The 13,764-nt window shown below is 64.3% G+C and carries 11 protein-coding genes; 6 read left to right on the forward strand and 5 right to left on the reverse strand.

The window, feature by feature from the left end:
* The first annotated feature begins 75 nt into the window (after positions 1 to 75).
* Positions 76 to 1,083 (forward strand): ABC transporter permease, encoded by a 1,008-nt coding sequence (locus C8N34_RS01680; RefSeq protein ID WP_054301640.1) that lies wholly within the window; start codon positions 76 to 78, stop codon positions 1,081 to 1,083.
* A complete protein-coding gene (locus C8N34_RS01685) occupies positions 1,076 to 1,996 on the forward strand; it encodes an ABC transporter permease (RefSeq protein WP_054301639.1) in 921 nt (306 codons plus the stop codon). Before C8N34_RS01680 ends, C8N34_RS01685 begins: the two co-directional genes overlap by 8 nt.
* Positions 1,997 to 2,038: 42 nt before the next feature.
* Here the strand turns inward: C8N34_RS01685 and C8N34_RS01690 are convergent, their stop codons facing one another.
* The 4 genes from C8N34_RS01690 to C8N34_RS01705 form a co-directional block, all read right to left on the reverse strand.
* A complete protein-coding gene (locus C8N34_RS01690) occupies positions 2,039 to 3,322 on the reverse strand; it encodes a DUF3422 family protein (protein ID WP_054301638.1) in 1,284 nt (427 codons plus the stop codon).
* Positions 3,323 to 3,468: 146 nt separating this feature from the next.
* Positions 3,469 to 4,902, reverse strand: coding sequence for an NAD(P)(+) transhydrogenase (Re/Si-specific) subunit beta (locus C8N34_RS01695; protein ID WP_054301637.1), 1,434 nt, complete (start codon positions 4,900 to 4,902; stop codon positions 3,469 to 3,471).
* 15 nt (positions 4,903 to 4,917) lie between these two features.
* On the reverse strand, positions 4,918 to 6,492 hold the full coding sequence (locus C8N34_RS01700; protein ID WP_108127116.1) for a Re/Si-specific NAD(P)(+) transhydrogenase subunit alpha: 1,575 nt from the start codon (positions 6,490 to 6,492) through the stop codon (positions 4,918 to 4,920).
* Positions 6,493 to 6,617: 125 nt separating this feature from the next.
* Positions 6,618 to 7,061 (reverse strand): methyltransferase family protein, encoded by a 444-nt coding sequence (locus C8N34_RS01705; protein WP_108127118.1) that lies wholly within the window; start codon positions 7,059 to 7,061, stop codon positions 6,618 to 6,620.
* A 236-nt stretch (positions 7,062 to 7,297) separates the two neighbouring features.
* Here C8N34_RS01705 and kynU point away from each other — a divergent pair, with 236 nt between their 5' ends.
* The 3 genes from kynU to C8N34_RS01720 all read left to right on the forward strand — a co-directional run bounded on the left by kynU (position 7,298) and on the right by C8N34_RS01720 (position 10,681).
* Positions 7,298 to 8,494, forward strand: a complete 1,197-nt coding sequence (gene kynU, locus C8N34_RS01710; protein ID WP_108127120.1) for a kynureninase — start codon at positions 7,298 to 7,300, stop codon at positions 8,492 to 8,494.
* A gap of 241 nt (positions 8,495 to 8,735) precedes the next feature.
* Positions 8,736 to 9,569 (forward strand): tryptophan 2,3-dioxygenase, encoded by an 834-nt coding sequence (kynA, locus tag C8N34_RS01715; RefSeq protein ID WP_054301634.1) that lies wholly within the window; start codon positions 8,736 to 8,738, stop codon positions 9,567 to 9,569.
* Between the two features lie 98 nt (positions 9,570 to 9,667).
* A complete protein-coding gene (locus C8N34_RS01720) occupies positions 9,668 to 10,681 on the forward strand; it encodes a L,D-transpeptidase (protein ID WP_229825268.1) in 1,014 nt (337 codons plus the stop codon).
* 75 nt (positions 10,682 to 10,756) lie between these two features.
* On the opposite strand, the gene C8N34_RS01725 is transcribed toward C8N34_RS01720, so the two are convergent.
* The gene (locus C8N34_RS01725) at positions 10,757 to 11,548 is read right to left on the reverse strand and encodes a gamma-glutamyl-gamma-aminobutyrate hydrolase family protein (RefSeq protein WP_054301632.1); all 792 of its coding nucleotides are present in this window, start codon (positions 11,546 to 11,548) and stop codon (positions 10,757 to 10,759) included.
* Positions 11,549 to 11,835: 287 nt separating this feature from the next.
* Between C8N34_RS01725 and C8N34_RS01730 the strand changes: the two genes are divergently transcribed.
* Positions 11,836 to 13,752: a calcium-binding protein gene (locus C8N34_RS01730; protein ID WP_158640440.1), complete on the forward strand. Its 1,917-nt coding sequence runs from the start codon at positions 11,836 to 11,838 to the stop codon at positions 13,750 to 13,752.
* Positions 13,753 to 13,764 lie beyond the last annotated feature (12 nt).

Below are 13,764 nucleotides of genomic sequence, written 5' to 3' on the forward strand. Positions count from 1 at the left end.
CCGGTGCGGCAACCGCACCGGCCCCCTTCCCGACAAGACCAGGAGGCCAAGACCCATGACCCGAGGTGTCGTGCCATGCTGACATTCACGATCCGCCGCCTGTTGCTGGCCATCCCGACCCTTCTGTTCATCAGTCTCGTGATCTTCCTGCTGCTGGAGCTCGCCCCCGGCGACCCGATGTCGGAAGTGCCACTGACCGTTCCGCCCGAGGTGAAGCAGAAGATGCGCGAGGCGCTTGGCGCCGACCAGCCGATGTTCTTCCGCTATATGCTGTGGCTGAAACAATTCTTCGTCATCGAACCGCTGCACATCCTTGGCGCCATCACCGGCTATGACCTGGCAGGTGACGCGCAGCGCATCATCTCGTGGCAAAGCCGCAGCCCGGTGGCCGACATCATCGCGCAGCGCATCCCGCAGACGCTGACCGTGATCGGCGCGGCCTATCTGATCGGCGTGCTGATCGCCCTGCCCATCGGCATTTATTCCGCCTATCGGCAATACAGCTGGTTCGACCAGCTTGGCACCTTCATCTCGATGATCGGGTTTTCGGTGCCGACCTTCTTTACCGGCGTCCTGCTCATCGTGATCTTTTCGGTGAAGCTGGGCTGGTTCCCCTCGATCTACGACACCACGTTGCGGGTGACGGACTGGGCCAGCTTCGGCAAGCAGGTCAAGCAGATGGTGCTGCCGGTCTCGGTGCTGGCACTTTACAATGCGGCGCAGATCAGCCGCTACATGCGGTCCTCGATGCTGGACAATCTGGGGCAGGATTATGTGCGCACCGCGCGGTCGGTCGGCATGACCGAGCGGGTGGTGGTGCTGCGCGACGTGCTGCGCAATTCCATGATCCCGGTGGTCACGGTGATCGCGCTTGGCATCCCGACAATCTTCGGCGGCGCCATCATCACCGAACAGGTGTTCAAGGTGAATGGCCTCGGCCAGCTGCTGATTTCTGCCATCCACGGCAATGACCTGCCAATGGTGCAGACGCTGACCTTCATCTTCGCAATCCTGATCGTGCTGTTCAACCTGATCGCCGATATCCTTTATGGCATCCTGGACCCGAGAATCCGCTATGACTGAAACCGCTGCCTCCCCCGCCGCGCTGAAACCGCCGCGCAGCCAGTGGCGTGATGTCTGGGATCAGTTCCGCACCCACAAGGGTGCGCTTCTCGGGCTGATCGTGCTGGTGTCTCTGGTGCTGTTCGTCACCATCGGGCCGTTCTTCCGCGATGCGCCCGATCTGACCATCGCGCAGCAGATCAAGCTCCGCAACAAACCGCCAAGCTGGGAATTTCCCTTCGGCACCGACCAGTTGGGCCGCGACATGCTGCTGCGCATGATGGAGGGCGGCAAGGTCTCGATCTCGGTCGGGCTGGTCGCCATGCTCATCTCGATCACGCTGGGATCGACCGTCGGCGTGCTGGCGGGCTATTTCAAGCGCCTGGACGGGCCGCTGATGCGGATGACCGATCTGTTCCTTGCCCTGCCCCTGCTGCCCTTGCTGCTGGTCATGGTGATGCTGTTCCGCGAAAAGCTCGCGGGCGCATTGGGGCCGGAGGCGGGCACCTTCCTGCTGATTGTCTCGGCCATCGGCGTGACAAGCTGGATGCAAGCCGCGCGCATCGTGCGGGGCGAGGTTCTGGCGCTGAAGGAACGCGAATTCGTGCTGGCCGCCCGATCCATCGGCACGCCGCCGCGCCGGGTGATCCTGCGCCATGTGCTGCCCAATGTGATGTCACCCATCATGGTGGCCGCGACCCTGGGCATCGCCAGCGCCATCATCACCGAAAGCGCGCTGAGCTTTCTGGGCCTCGGCTTCCCGCCGGATTTCCCGACCTGGGGGCGGCTTCTGTATGACGGGGTGGAGCAGATGCAGCTGTTCCCCGCCCGCGTGATCTGGCCCGGCCTTGCCATTTCACTGACGGTGCTGAGTGTGAACTACATCGGCGACGGGCTGCGAGACGCGCTGGATCCGCGGATCCGCGGGCGCTGAAACAACAGCCGGGGGCCTCGTGCCCCCGGTTCGCATTTCCAGTCAGTGCATCGCTTGCCGGATACGGCGGATCATCAGCCAGACCCCCAGTATGACCGGCAGCACCAGAAGCGCGGTCAGCATCTCTTTCGGCAGATGCACCAGCTTGCCAAGCGGATACAGCAGATAAGAGGCAAGGCTGACGGCGTAATAGCTGATCGCCACCACAGACAACCCTTCAACCGTATGTTGCAGCCGCAGTTGCAGATCAGCGCGGCGGTCCATGCTTTCCAGAAGACGCTGGTTCTGGGCGCTGCGGTCCACATCGACACGGGTGCGCAGCAGTTCGGCAGCGCGGGCCGTCCGTTCCGACATGGTGGCCAGTCGCGTCTCGGTCGATTTCACCGTACGCATCGCCGGATCATAGCGGCGCATCATGAACTCACCAAAGGTCTGCCGCCCGTCCAGCCGGGTTTCACGCAGCACCGCGATGCGTTGCGATACGATGGCCTCATAAGCCCCTGTCGCGCCGAAGCGGAAGGAATAGCGCACAGCAAGCGACTCCAGCTCGGCCGAAATCGACAGCAGATCATGCAGCACCGCCTCCGGCCCCCGATCCATCGCGTCGAGGCTGGTGACCAGCGCCGACAACCGCGGATCAAGCGCATTGAGCCGCGATGACAGTTCGCGCCCCCGGCTGAGGCCCAGCATCGACATGGCGCGGTAGGTTTCAATCTCGCACAGGCGCTGCACGATCCGGCCCACGCGCCGCGTGCCGACGCCCGGCGCCACGAAAACCGCAAAGCGCATGTGTCCCGCCGCGTCGATGCGGAAATCGCCCGCGATGATCGCCGCGCCATCGACCACGCGTGACACCGCCAGGCTTTCCGAAACAAACCAGTCGTCGATCCGGGCCAGAATCTCTTCCTCGGTTTCCGGCATCGGTTCGACCCGGATCAGGAGCGAGGCAAGCCGCTTGCCCGGCGCCGCCGCCAGCCATTCTGTCGGAAAGACCTTGGCCTCCACCGCATCGAACGGGCGCTCTGACAGGCCCGGAGTAAAGGCGGAATAGGTGACGAACTCGGTATGGCTTTCCCATTTCAACGTCGCACGCCCGATCTCGCCCGAGAAATGCGTGGCATCGGGCTGCGGATGGGCCGAGCCATGCCGGTCCAGCAGCGCCAGCAGATGCGCACGGTCGGCATTCCGGTCGCGGTTATGGGCGTCCACCGGCTCCTTGATCGCCACATAGGCGGCCATGCAGGGCACCTCCAGCGACGGGAAGGGCCGGGCATGAAGTTCGTTCACCAGCGGATAGCGCAGGGGATGGTCGGGGATCTTGGGCATTTTCGGTCTCGGGCTTTTGCCCCTTGATGGGTCGGTCGCCCCCGGATTTGGAAGCGGAATCGAGGCATACCCGCGTATGCATCGCCCCTGTTGCTGAAATGCAAAAGGCCCCGGCGGTGCCGGGGCCTTTCATCATGTCGCGGCGATCACTCGATCATCGGCAGCAGGGCGTCGATGCTCTTTTTTGCGTCACCGTAGAACATGCGCGTGTTCTCTTTGTAGAACAGCGGGTTTTCGATGCCGGAATAGCCGGTGCCCTGCCCGCGCTTGGACACGAAGACCTGTTTCGCCTTCCAGCATTCCAGCACCGGCATGCCGGCGATGGGGCTGTTGGGGTCTTCCTGCGCGGCCGGGTTCACGATGTCGTTCGAGCCGATGACGATGGCAACATCCGTTTCGGGGAAGTCCTCGTTGATCTCGTCCATCTCCAGCACGATGTCATAGGGCACCTTCGCCTCGGCCAAGAGCACGTTCATATGCCCTGGCAGACGGCCCGCCACCGGGTGAATGGCGAAACGGACGTTCTTGCCCTTGGCGCGCAGCTTGCGGGTCAGTTCGCTGACCGATTGCTGTGCCTGTGCCACCGCCATGCCGTAGCCCGGAATGATGATGACAGAGTCGGCATCGTTCAGCGCCGCCGCCACGCCTTCGGCGTCAATGGCGATCTGCTCACCCGTGACTTCCATCGCCGGGCCGGTCGTGCCACCGAAGCCGCCGAGGATCACGCTGACGAACGAACGGTTCATCGCCTTGCACATGATGTAGCTGAGGATGGCACCGGAAGAGCCCACCAGCGCGCCCACCACGATCAGGAGGTCATTCGACAGCGAGAAGCCGATGGCCGCCGCCGCCCAGCCGGAATAGCTGTTCAGCATCGACACCACGACCGGCATGTCGGCACCGCCGATGCCCATGATCAGGTGGTAGCCGATGAAGAAGGCCGCCAGCGTCATCACGATCAGCGCCAGCGTCGAGCCCGATTGCAGATAGACCAGCAGCAGCGCCAGCGACAGCACCGCCGCACCTGCGTTCAGCATGTGACCGCCCGGCAGCTTTTTCGCCTTGCCGTCCACACGCCCCGCCAGCTTGCCGAAGGCGATGACCGAGCCGGTGAAGGTGACCGCCCCGATGAACACGCCGAGGAAGGTCTCGACCCGCAGGATCGACACTTCGACCGGCGTCTTGTGCGCCACCACGGCGGCAAAGCCGTGCAGCGCGGCGCGGGCCGCTTCGTCCATGCCTGCCACGCGGGCAAGTTCGATATGAGTGTTGTACCCGATGAACACCGCTGCCAGACCGACGAGGCTGTGCATCGCCGCCACCAGTTGCGGCATTTCGGTCATCTGCACGCGCTTGGCGACGACCCAGCCGATCGCGCCGCCCGCTGCCACCATGACAACCGAGATCAGCCAGTTGCCCGCACCGGGACCGACCAGCGTGGCCGCCACGGCCAGCGCCATGCCGACAATGCCATACCACACCGCGCGCTTGGCGCTTTCCTGCCCCGAAAGGCCGCCCAGCGACTGAATGAACAGAACTGCCGCAACGACATAGGCGGCCGTGGTGAATCCGTATTCCATTTCCCGGCCTCCCCCTTACGACTTCTGGAACATGGCGAGCATCCGCCGGGTGACCATGAAACCACCGAAGATGTTGATCCCGGCCATGAAGACCGAGGCCGCTGCGAGAATGACGACCAGCCAGTTGCCCGAGCCGATCTGCATCAGCGCGCCCAGAATGATGATCGACGAAATCGCATTGGTCACCGCCATCAGCGGCGTGTGCAGGCTGTGGCTGACGTTCCAGATGACCTGAACGCCGACATAGACCGACAGCACGAAGACGATGAAGTGCGCCATGAAGCTCGCGGGCGCGAACAACCCCGCCAGCAGGATCAGCCCGCCGCCGATGGCCAGCATCAGCACCTGATCACGGGTCTGTTTCCTGAAGGCCGCGGCTTCCTGCGCGCGTTTTTCCTCGGGCGTCAGCTCCTTCGCCTTTTCCTTCGGCTTCTGCGCGGCGATGGCCTGCACCTTCGGCGGCGGCGGCGGATAGGTGATGGCACCGTCTTTGGTCACCGTCGCGCCGCGGATCACGTCATCTTCCATGTTGTGATCGACCACACCGTCTTTCTTCGGTGTAAGATCGGACATCATGTGACGGATATTGTTGGCATAAAGCGTCGAGGCCTGTGCCGCCATCCGGCTGGGGAAATCGGTGTAGCCGACGATGGTCACACCGTTTTCGGTGACGATCTTTTCGTCCGGCACCGTCAGGTCGCAGTTGCCACCGCGCTCGGCCGCAAGGTCGACGATGACCGAGCCCGGCTTCATCATCTGCACCATATCCTCGGTCCACAGTTTCGGCGCGGGCCGACCGGGGATGAGGGCGGTGGTGATGACGATGTCGATGTCGGGCGCCAGTTCGCGGAACTTCTTCAGCTGCGCTTCGCGGAACTCCGGGCTGGACGGGGCGGCATAACCGCCGGTCGCCGCGCCATCGGTCTGCGCTTCACTGAAATCGAGGTAGACGAACTCCGCACCCATCGATTCGATCTGCTCGGCCACTTCGGGCCGCACGTCGAAGGCGAGCGTGATGGCGCCCAGCGAGGTCGAGGTGCCGATGGCCGCAAGACCCGCCACACCGGCGCCGACGATCAGCACCTTGGCCGGGGGCACCTTGCCCGCTGCCGTCACCTGCCCGGTGAAGAAACGGCCAAAGTTGTTGCCCGCCTCGATCACCGCGCGATAGCCCGCGATATTGGCCATCGACGACAGGGCGTCCATCTTCTGCGCCCGGCTGATGCGCGGCACCATGTCCATGGCGACGACCGTGGCGCCGCGTTCCTTCGCGGCCTCCAGCAGTTCGGGGTTCTGGGCAGGCCAGAAGAAGCTGATCAGAGTCTGCCCCTGCCGCAGCATGGCGACCTCGGAAGGCTCCGGCCCGCGCACCTTCACCACCACATCGGCGGCGGCATAAAGCTCTGCCGCAGTGGTGACGATCTCGACCCCGGCGGTGCGGTACGCCGCGTCCGAAAAGCCTGCCTTGGCCCCGGCGCCCGCTTCCAGAACACAGACATGCCCCAGTTTCTGCAACTGCACAGCCGAGTCGGGTGTCAGCGCCACCCGGTTCTCGCCTTCGAATATCTCTCTCGGTGCCCCGATCTTCACTGTTTCTCCCCCGTTCGATGGCGCGTTTCAGCGCGTCAGGTTTCTAGTCGATAATCGCCGCGCAAGAAAATTTCAAAAAGAAAGTTCTGCTCTGCGGCAAAATTGCGTCGCTACGCTGCGGCATATCATATCCATCGCCGCACCTGCGCGGTCCAAAGGTCGTAAGCCGCGCCAAACCGCTGCCGCAGCACCACCTCCTCCGGCAGGATGAAACGGTGCTGGATCACCGCCATGAACACCAGCAGTACCGGCAGTGCGAGCGGCACATCCCACCACAGAATCGCCGCTGCCAGAATCAGCGCATCGCCGAGATAGATCGGATTGCGTGACAGGCGGAACACGCCCCTCGTTACCAGCGCCTGCGGAACGCGGCGCGGAATGACCGTCGTGCGCCCGCCCCACATCTGCATCGCCGCAGCCAGCATCAGAGCCAGACCAAGCCCCGCCAGCACGGGGGCGACGACCGCCCCGGCCGTACCGAAGCCCGCGAAAGGAACAACCCGGTCCATCACCCAGACGAGGGCAATGGCACATGCAAGCCAGAGCGGCGGCCAGTCCAGCGACAGCAAGGCGCGTCCCTCACGTTAGGTCAATACCGGCTTATTCCCGCTCATTTACGACTTTGCAACCCTGTTCGGTCCTGCGTATGGCTATGACAAGGAAAGGTTGCCGCCGCCCCATAAGTTTTAAACTTGAAATTTATGACTTTCAGGATAGAGATATAAGTTGTCGCCCCTCGCCCGACACGCCAATCTGATGCAAAGGCCGTGCGCGTGACTCCCGGCCGCTGACTGCAAGGATCAAGATGACCCGCGATTTCGCTGATACCCGCGCCCTGTTCGATCTGCCCGAAGGGGTGATCTATCTTGACGGAAATTCGCTGGGACCGCTGCCGAAGGCCGCCGCCGCCCGCGTTGCCCGCACCGTGACCGAGGAATGGGGACAAATGCTGATCACCGGCTGGAACAAGGCCGGATGGATGGAACAGCCCTCGAAGACCGGCGACCGGATCGGACGGCTGATCGGCGCCGAACCTGGCCATGTGGTGATGGGCGATACACTGTCGATCAAGGTCTATCAGGCGCTGGCCTCGGCACTGGAAATGAACCCGACGCGGCGGGTGATCCTGTCGGATACCGGCAACTTCCCCTCCGATCTTTACATGGCCGAGGGGCTGTGCCGCACGCTGGGCCCGGATTACAGCCTGAAAACCGTGGCGCCGGAACAGGTGCTGGAGGCGCTGGACGACACGGTTGCAGTGATGATGATCACCGAAGTCGATTACCGCACCGGCCGCCGGCATGACATGGCGGCGCTGACGGCGCGGGCGCATGAGGTGGGCGCGCTCGCGGTCTGGGATCTGGCGCATAGCGCCGGGGCGCTTCCGGTCGAAGTGGCAAAGGGCGGCGCCGATTTCGCGGTGGGCTGCACCTACAAATACCTGAATTCCGGCCCCGGCGGCCCGGCCTTCATTTATGTCGCGCCGCGACACGCGGAAACCGCGCGCCCGGCCCTGTCCGGCTGGCTGGGGCATGAGGCGCCTTTTGCCTTTGACCTGGACTATCGCCCCGGCCGCGGGATCGAGCGCATGCGCGTCGGCACCCCGCCGGTGCTGCAACTCGCTGCGCTCGACGCCTCGCTCGACATCTGGGACAAGGTGGAAATGGCGGATATCCGTGAAGCCTCGCTGGCCCTGACCGACCGCTTCATCGCGGGGGTGGAAACCGCCTGCCCCGGCCTGGAACTCGCCACGCCGCGCGATCATGCGATGCGCGGCAGCCAGGTCAGCTTCCGCCACCCGGAAGGCTATGCCATCATGCAGGCGCTCATCGCGCGCGGCGTCATCGGTGATTTCCGCGCCCCAGACATCCTGCGTTTCGGCTTCACGCCCCTGTTCATCAATGCGGAAGATGTGGACAAGGCGGTCGCCATCATCAAGGATGTAATGGACGGCGCCCTGTGGGACCGCCCCGAATACAAGACCCGCGCCCGCGTGACCTGACCCATAAAGAAACCCGCCCCGTGCTTTACCTTGGTCGAAATATCCCCGCCGGAGGCTCCCGGCCCAACCGGAGGCGCCTCCGGCGGGAGTATTTTGCCAAGGAGCAGGTGCAGAGCGTGCCGCCCCTGTGCCGGCCGGCGGGATGGGTTTGTCTGTGGCGGCGGATCGGTACGGTTTCGGTACTGAACCGGCAGGTGTGCGGCTGACCGCCGCCCTGCCCTTTCAGACACCGGAGTTTCCCATGACCACCTACGATCCCGCCCGCGACGGCGCGCAGATGTCTTTCGACGGCCGCATGTCCTATGGCGATTACCTGCATATCGACACGATCCTGAACGCCCAGAAATTGCTGACCGGCGCGCATGACGAGATGCTGTTCATCATCCAGCACCAGACATCCGAGCTGTGGATGCGGCTGGCGCTGCACGAGCTGGATGCCGCGCGCCGTGCAATTGCGGCGGACGAGGCGCGCTCTGCCTTCAAGATGCTGACCCGCGTCGCGCGGATCTTCGAGCAGCTCAATTCCGCCTGGGATGTGCTGCGCACCATGACGCCCAGCGAATATACCCGCTTCCGCGACGGGCTTGGGCAAAGTTCGGGCTTCCAGTCCTGGCAATACCGGCTGATCGAATATGCGGTGGGCAACCGCAACCTGGCCATGCTGCGCCCCCATGCGCATCGTCCCGACCTGACGGCGAAGCTGGAGGCGGAACTTGGCCGCCCCTCGCTTTACGACGAGGCGCTACGGCTGCTGGCGCGGAAGGGTCTGCCGGTGCCGGAGGCCGTGCTGGCCCGCGACCTGCGCGCACCCTGGGTGGCCGATCCGGGGGTGCAGGCGGCCTGGGAGATCGTTTACCGCGATCCGCAGGCACATTGGGAAGCCTATGAAATGGCCGAGAAACTGGTGGATTTCGAGGATTATTTCCGGCGCTGGCGGTTCAACCATGTCACCACGGTCGAACGTGTCATCGGCTTCAAGCGCGGCACCGGCGGCACGGCGGGCGTGAGCTATCTGCGCCGCATGCTGGAAGTCGAACTGTTTCCCGAATTGTGGCACTTGCGCACGGCTCTGTGAACAATCCGTGATGGACCAAGACGGAACCCTGCAATATCTGTGGGAATTGTGTATCGGGTAAACGGGTTCCGTCCGTTCGGATTCGCTGGGAGAAATTGATGCTGCGTAATGTTCTGGCTCTGGTTCTTGGCGGGATGCTTGTGGGCTCCCTCGGGGCTTGCGTCCAGCCTGCCGTCACCGAGGCGACCAAGTCGCCCGAGCCGCCCGCGCCGGTGGTGAAACAGCCTGTTCCCGAAGATTTCGTGAACAGCTATGTCGCGCGTCAGGACGGCCCCTTCACCATCCCCGCCGTGCCGGAAGAAAAGATCCCGCCGCAGTTCAAGCGGCAGCTGGTAGATTTCCCGACCAATGATCCGGTCGGGACGATCATCATCAACCCGACGAACAAGACGCTGCATCTGGTGACCGCGCCGGGCAAGGCGATGCGCTATGGCATCGCGGTCGGCGCTGACGGCTTCCAGTGGGCGGGTGAGGCGCTTGTGACCAACCGCAAGCACTGGCCCACCTGGACGCCGCCGAAGGAGATGATCGAGCGCAAGCCGCAGCTTGAGAAGTGGAAAGACGGCCAGCCGGGCGGTCCGACCAACCCGCTGGGCGCCCGTGCATTGTATCTGACGACCAATGGCGTCGATTACGGTTTCCGCATCCATGGCACGCCGGAATGGAAGTCGATCGGGCGCAACGCCTCGTCGGGCTGTTTCCGCATGATCAACCAGGATGTGATCGACCTCTATGACCGCGTTCCGAACGGGGTGAAGGTGGTTGTGCTGAATGCCGATGGGTCGCGTCCCGCCGCGCTGAAGCTGCCGCCGCCGCAACCCAAGAAAGCTTCGGTCAAGCCGAAGCAGACGCCGAAACCCGCCGATGCGCCGGTTCCAGCCAAAGCGCCGGGCGCGCCTGCGCCGGGTTTCCCCACCATGACGGCACCTGCTCTGAACCCGCCCGCTCTGGGCGGCGTGCCTGCCGCGCTGGTGGCACCGGCCCAGCCCGCCGCCCCGGCGCCGGAAGCTGCCGCCGTGACCGTGACCCCGCCTGCGGCCGAACCGGCCACCCCCGAGGCTCCGGCCCCTGCCGCAACCTGCGTGCCCACGGCGGAAAAGCCCTGCCCCTGAGGCCGATTGGTGCATCTAATGACAAAGGCGCGGCTTTTGCCGCGCCTTTTGCTTTGCAGGTTGCCGCTTTCGGGATCAGGCGGAGCGAACCGCTGCCGCGCCCTGCCCGGCCCATTCCGCCGCCGCCCGCCCGAAGGCCGCGAACAGCGGCCGCGAGACCGGATCAGCCACCGCATTCCATTCCGGGTGCCATTGCACCGAAAGCGTGAAGCCCGGCGCGTCTTTCACATAAAGCGCCTCGGGTGTGCCGTCGGGGGCCTGCCCGTCGATGACAATGCGCGGACCGGGCCGGTTGATCCCCTGCCCGTGCAGTGTGTTGGTCATCACCTCTTCGGCCCCCATCAGCCGCGCAAATACCCCGCCGGGGGTAAAGCGCACCGGATGGCGCAAGGCGAACTTCTCCTCCAGCGATCCATCGGGTGGCATGCGGTGGTTCATGCGCCCCGGCAGATCGCGGATTTCGGGGTAGAGCGTGCCGCCCATGGCCACGTTCACTTCCTGAAAGCCGCGACAGATGCCAAGGAAGGGCTGCCCCCGGTCCACACAGGCACGGATCAGCGGCAGCGTGATCGCATCGCGCGCGCGTTCAAACGTGCCATGGGCGGGGGTTTCCGCCTCGCCATATTCGCTGGGATGCACGTTCGGCCGCCCGCCGGTCAGCAGGAAGCCGTCACAGAGCGCCAGAAGTTCGTCAACGCTGACCAGCCGGGGGTCCGAAGGGATGATCAGCGGCACGCAGCCCGCCACCTGCGCCACCGCCTCGGAGTTCATCGTGCCCCCGGCATGAACCGGATAGCTTTCGTTCAGCAGGCTCATGTTCCCGATGATCCCCACGACGGGGCGGCGGCTGGCGGCGTGAACTGACATGGTCTGAGCGCATTTCCCTGTGTTTCGCCAAGTCTAGGCCCGCAGCCCGCGGTTTTGAAGCGTGAAACCCGGCTGTTTCGGTGCATGGGTGCAGAACTCGCCGTCATTCCGCGCAGGCTGCCCCGGCTTTGCCCGCCGGACAGGCCGGAAATAATGCCGCTCCAGAGCCGGAAATTGCCCCTTTGCCCCCCGTTCGGGGGATGGCCCGGCAACGGGTCCGGCCGTTAGAAGCAACAGACCCGGAAGGGACACCCCATTGTTCCGACAGAAATTTGTGGAGAGTGCGCATGGCCAAGACCATCGAAAAGGTGAAAACCTGGTTCAACAACACCAAGGATCTCGACCTGCTGGCCTTCGACGCCACAACCTTGTCCAACGGCAAGGTGATGGTGGCCTTCGGGGGTTCGGCGCTGATTGATTCAGGCATCTATGCCAATTCGGTGGTCTATACGGCCACGCTGAACCTCAGGACCGACAAGCTTGGCCCGATCACCACCGCCTCGGTCGCCACCACGCCCGGCGGCTTCGCCCCGATCAGCACATTTCAATATGTGGATCTGATCGCGGGGACCAAGGGCCGCGCATTGCTGACGGGGATGTTCTACAACAACCGCATCGACGGCGACGACCATAACTGGTCGCTGGCCGCACAGGGCTATCGCGGAACGGCGCCGGTTGGCGGCCCCCGGCTGGAGCCGCATTCGGTGACGCCCGGCCAGCCCGGGATCAACCCGGCGACCGACTGGTCGGGGGTCCGGCTGAAGGATGGCAGCTATGCCGTTTTCCACACTCAGCCCGGCGCCAGCGCCACCGACATCTCGACCGGCATCCTGATGACCAAATTCAAGGCCAGCGGCGCGCCCTCGGGCAAGGCCAAGGTGGTGGTCGAGGATCATTCGGTCGGCATCAGCCCCTGGGCGATCGAGGCAAGCCCGGTCGCCCCTTCGGCGGTGGTGCTGGGGAACGGGCGCATAGGGGTCTTCTACAAGGAGGTCGGGGGCGAGACGATCAACGGCATCACCTATACCGACAAGCAGATCACCTATCAGCAGATCACCGCGAGCGGCAAACGTGTGGGCAAGGCCATTGCCATAGACGACACGCTGGGCGCGGGAACCCTGCGCCCCGAGGCGGTGGCGCTGGACAATGGCCGCGCGGTGGTGACGTGGTATGACTCTGCCGATGGAGGGGCGCACAAGGCACGGATCGTCGGTGCCAATGGCAAAGTGGCCAGCAAGACCATCACCCTGAACGAGGACGGCCACGACAGCTGGACCGACCTGAAGGTCATCGCGCTGGCGAAAAACACCTTCGCGCTCAGTTGGTTCGACAGCGACAACAGGCTGTGGCTGGGGCAGGTGTTCGACGGCGACGGCGCAGCCCGCACCGGGCGCTTTCTGCTGACCGACAATGGCGCCGATCTTTCGGTCGTGGAGGGCGAAAAGAACGATGGCGGCATTATCCGTCAGGGCAAGGGGTTTCTTGGCTGGACCATCGGACGGGAAACCGAACTGACGAAGGAACACCTGGACGGTCAGGCCTTCAGCCTGATCTCGACGCAGGGCGCCGAGCGCAATGGCAACGGGCGCGGCAATACCCTGAACGGCACCACGAAGGACGACATGCTGGACGGGCGTGGCGGCAAGGACAAGCTGGACGGGCGCGCGGGCAATGATCTGCTGACCGGCGGGAGTGGGAATGACCGGCTCAAGGGCGGCTCCGGGTTCGACTGGCTGGAAGGCGGCTCGGGCAATGACACGCTCGACGGCGGCAGCGGCACCGATGTGCTCTATGGCGGTGCGGGGCGCGACCGCGTGCTGGGCGGAACCGGGAACGACCGGATCCATGGCGGCGCGGGGGCAGATACGCTGACGGGTGGCGCCGGGGCCGACCATTTCATCTTCACCGCGCGCAGAGAGAGCTTCCGGTTCGTCTTTGACGAAGGCGGCGACACGATCACCGATTTCCGGCCTGGTCAGGGCGACAAGCTGATGTTTTCGGGCTTCGGCGGCGCCAATCCGTTCAATCCGCTGCCCAACGGGACTGCCGCCAGGCCCACCGAGATCGGGTTCTATTTCAACACGAAAACCCATGTGCTGAGCTACGACCCGGATGGCTCGGGCACGCTTTATGAACGGCAGACCGTCGCCAAACTGGTCGGCGTCAATTCTCTGGGCTGGGAGGATATGATCCTGCTGCCCTGAATCCTGCTGCGC

The sequence above is a fragment of the Gemmobacter caeni genome (assembly GCF_003054195.1).
GTDB lineage: Bacteria > Pseudomonadota > Alphaproteobacteria > Rhodobacterales > Rhodobacteraceae > Gemmobacter > Gemmobacter caeni.

Excerpts from the sequence above, each read along its gene's own strand:
- C8N34_RS01685 (WP_054301639.1), top strand. The coding sequence starts at position 1,076 with ATGACTGAAACCGCTGCCTCCCCCGCCGCGCTGAAACCGCCGCGCAGC.
- C8N34_RS01690 (WP_054301638.1), bottom strand. The coding sequence starts at position 3,322 with ATGCCCAAGATCCCCGACCATCCCCTGCGCTATCCGCTGGTGAACGAA.
- C8N34_RS01680 (WP_054301640.1), top strand. The coding sequence starts at position 76 with ATGCTGACATTCACGATCCGCCGCCTGTTGCTGGCCATCCCGACCCTT.
- C8N34_RS01725 (WP_054301632.1), bottom strand. The coding sequence starts at position 11,548 with ATGTCAGTTCACGCCGCCAGCCGCCGCCCCGTCGTGGGGATCATCGGG.
- C8N34_RS01695 (WP_054301637.1), bottom strand. The coding sequence starts at position 4,902 with ATGGAATACGGATTCACCACGGCCGCCTATGTCGTTGCGGCAGTTCTG.
- kynU (WP_108127120.1), top strand. The coding sequence starts at position 7,298 with ATGACCCGCGATTTCGCTGATACCCGCGCCCTGTTCGATCTGCCCGAA.
- C8N34_RS01730 (WP_158640440.1), top strand. The coding sequence starts at position 11,836 with ATGGCCAAGACCATCGAAAAGGTGAAAACCTGGTTCAACAACACCAAG.
- C8N34_RS01720 (WP_229825268.1), top strand. The coding sequence starts at position 9,668 with ATGCTGCGTAATGTTCTGGCTCTGGTTCTTGGCGGGATGCTTGTGGGC.
- kynA (WP_054301634.1), top strand. The coding sequence starts at position 8,736 with ATGACCACCTACGATCCCGCCCGCGACGGCGCGCAGATGTCTTTCGAC.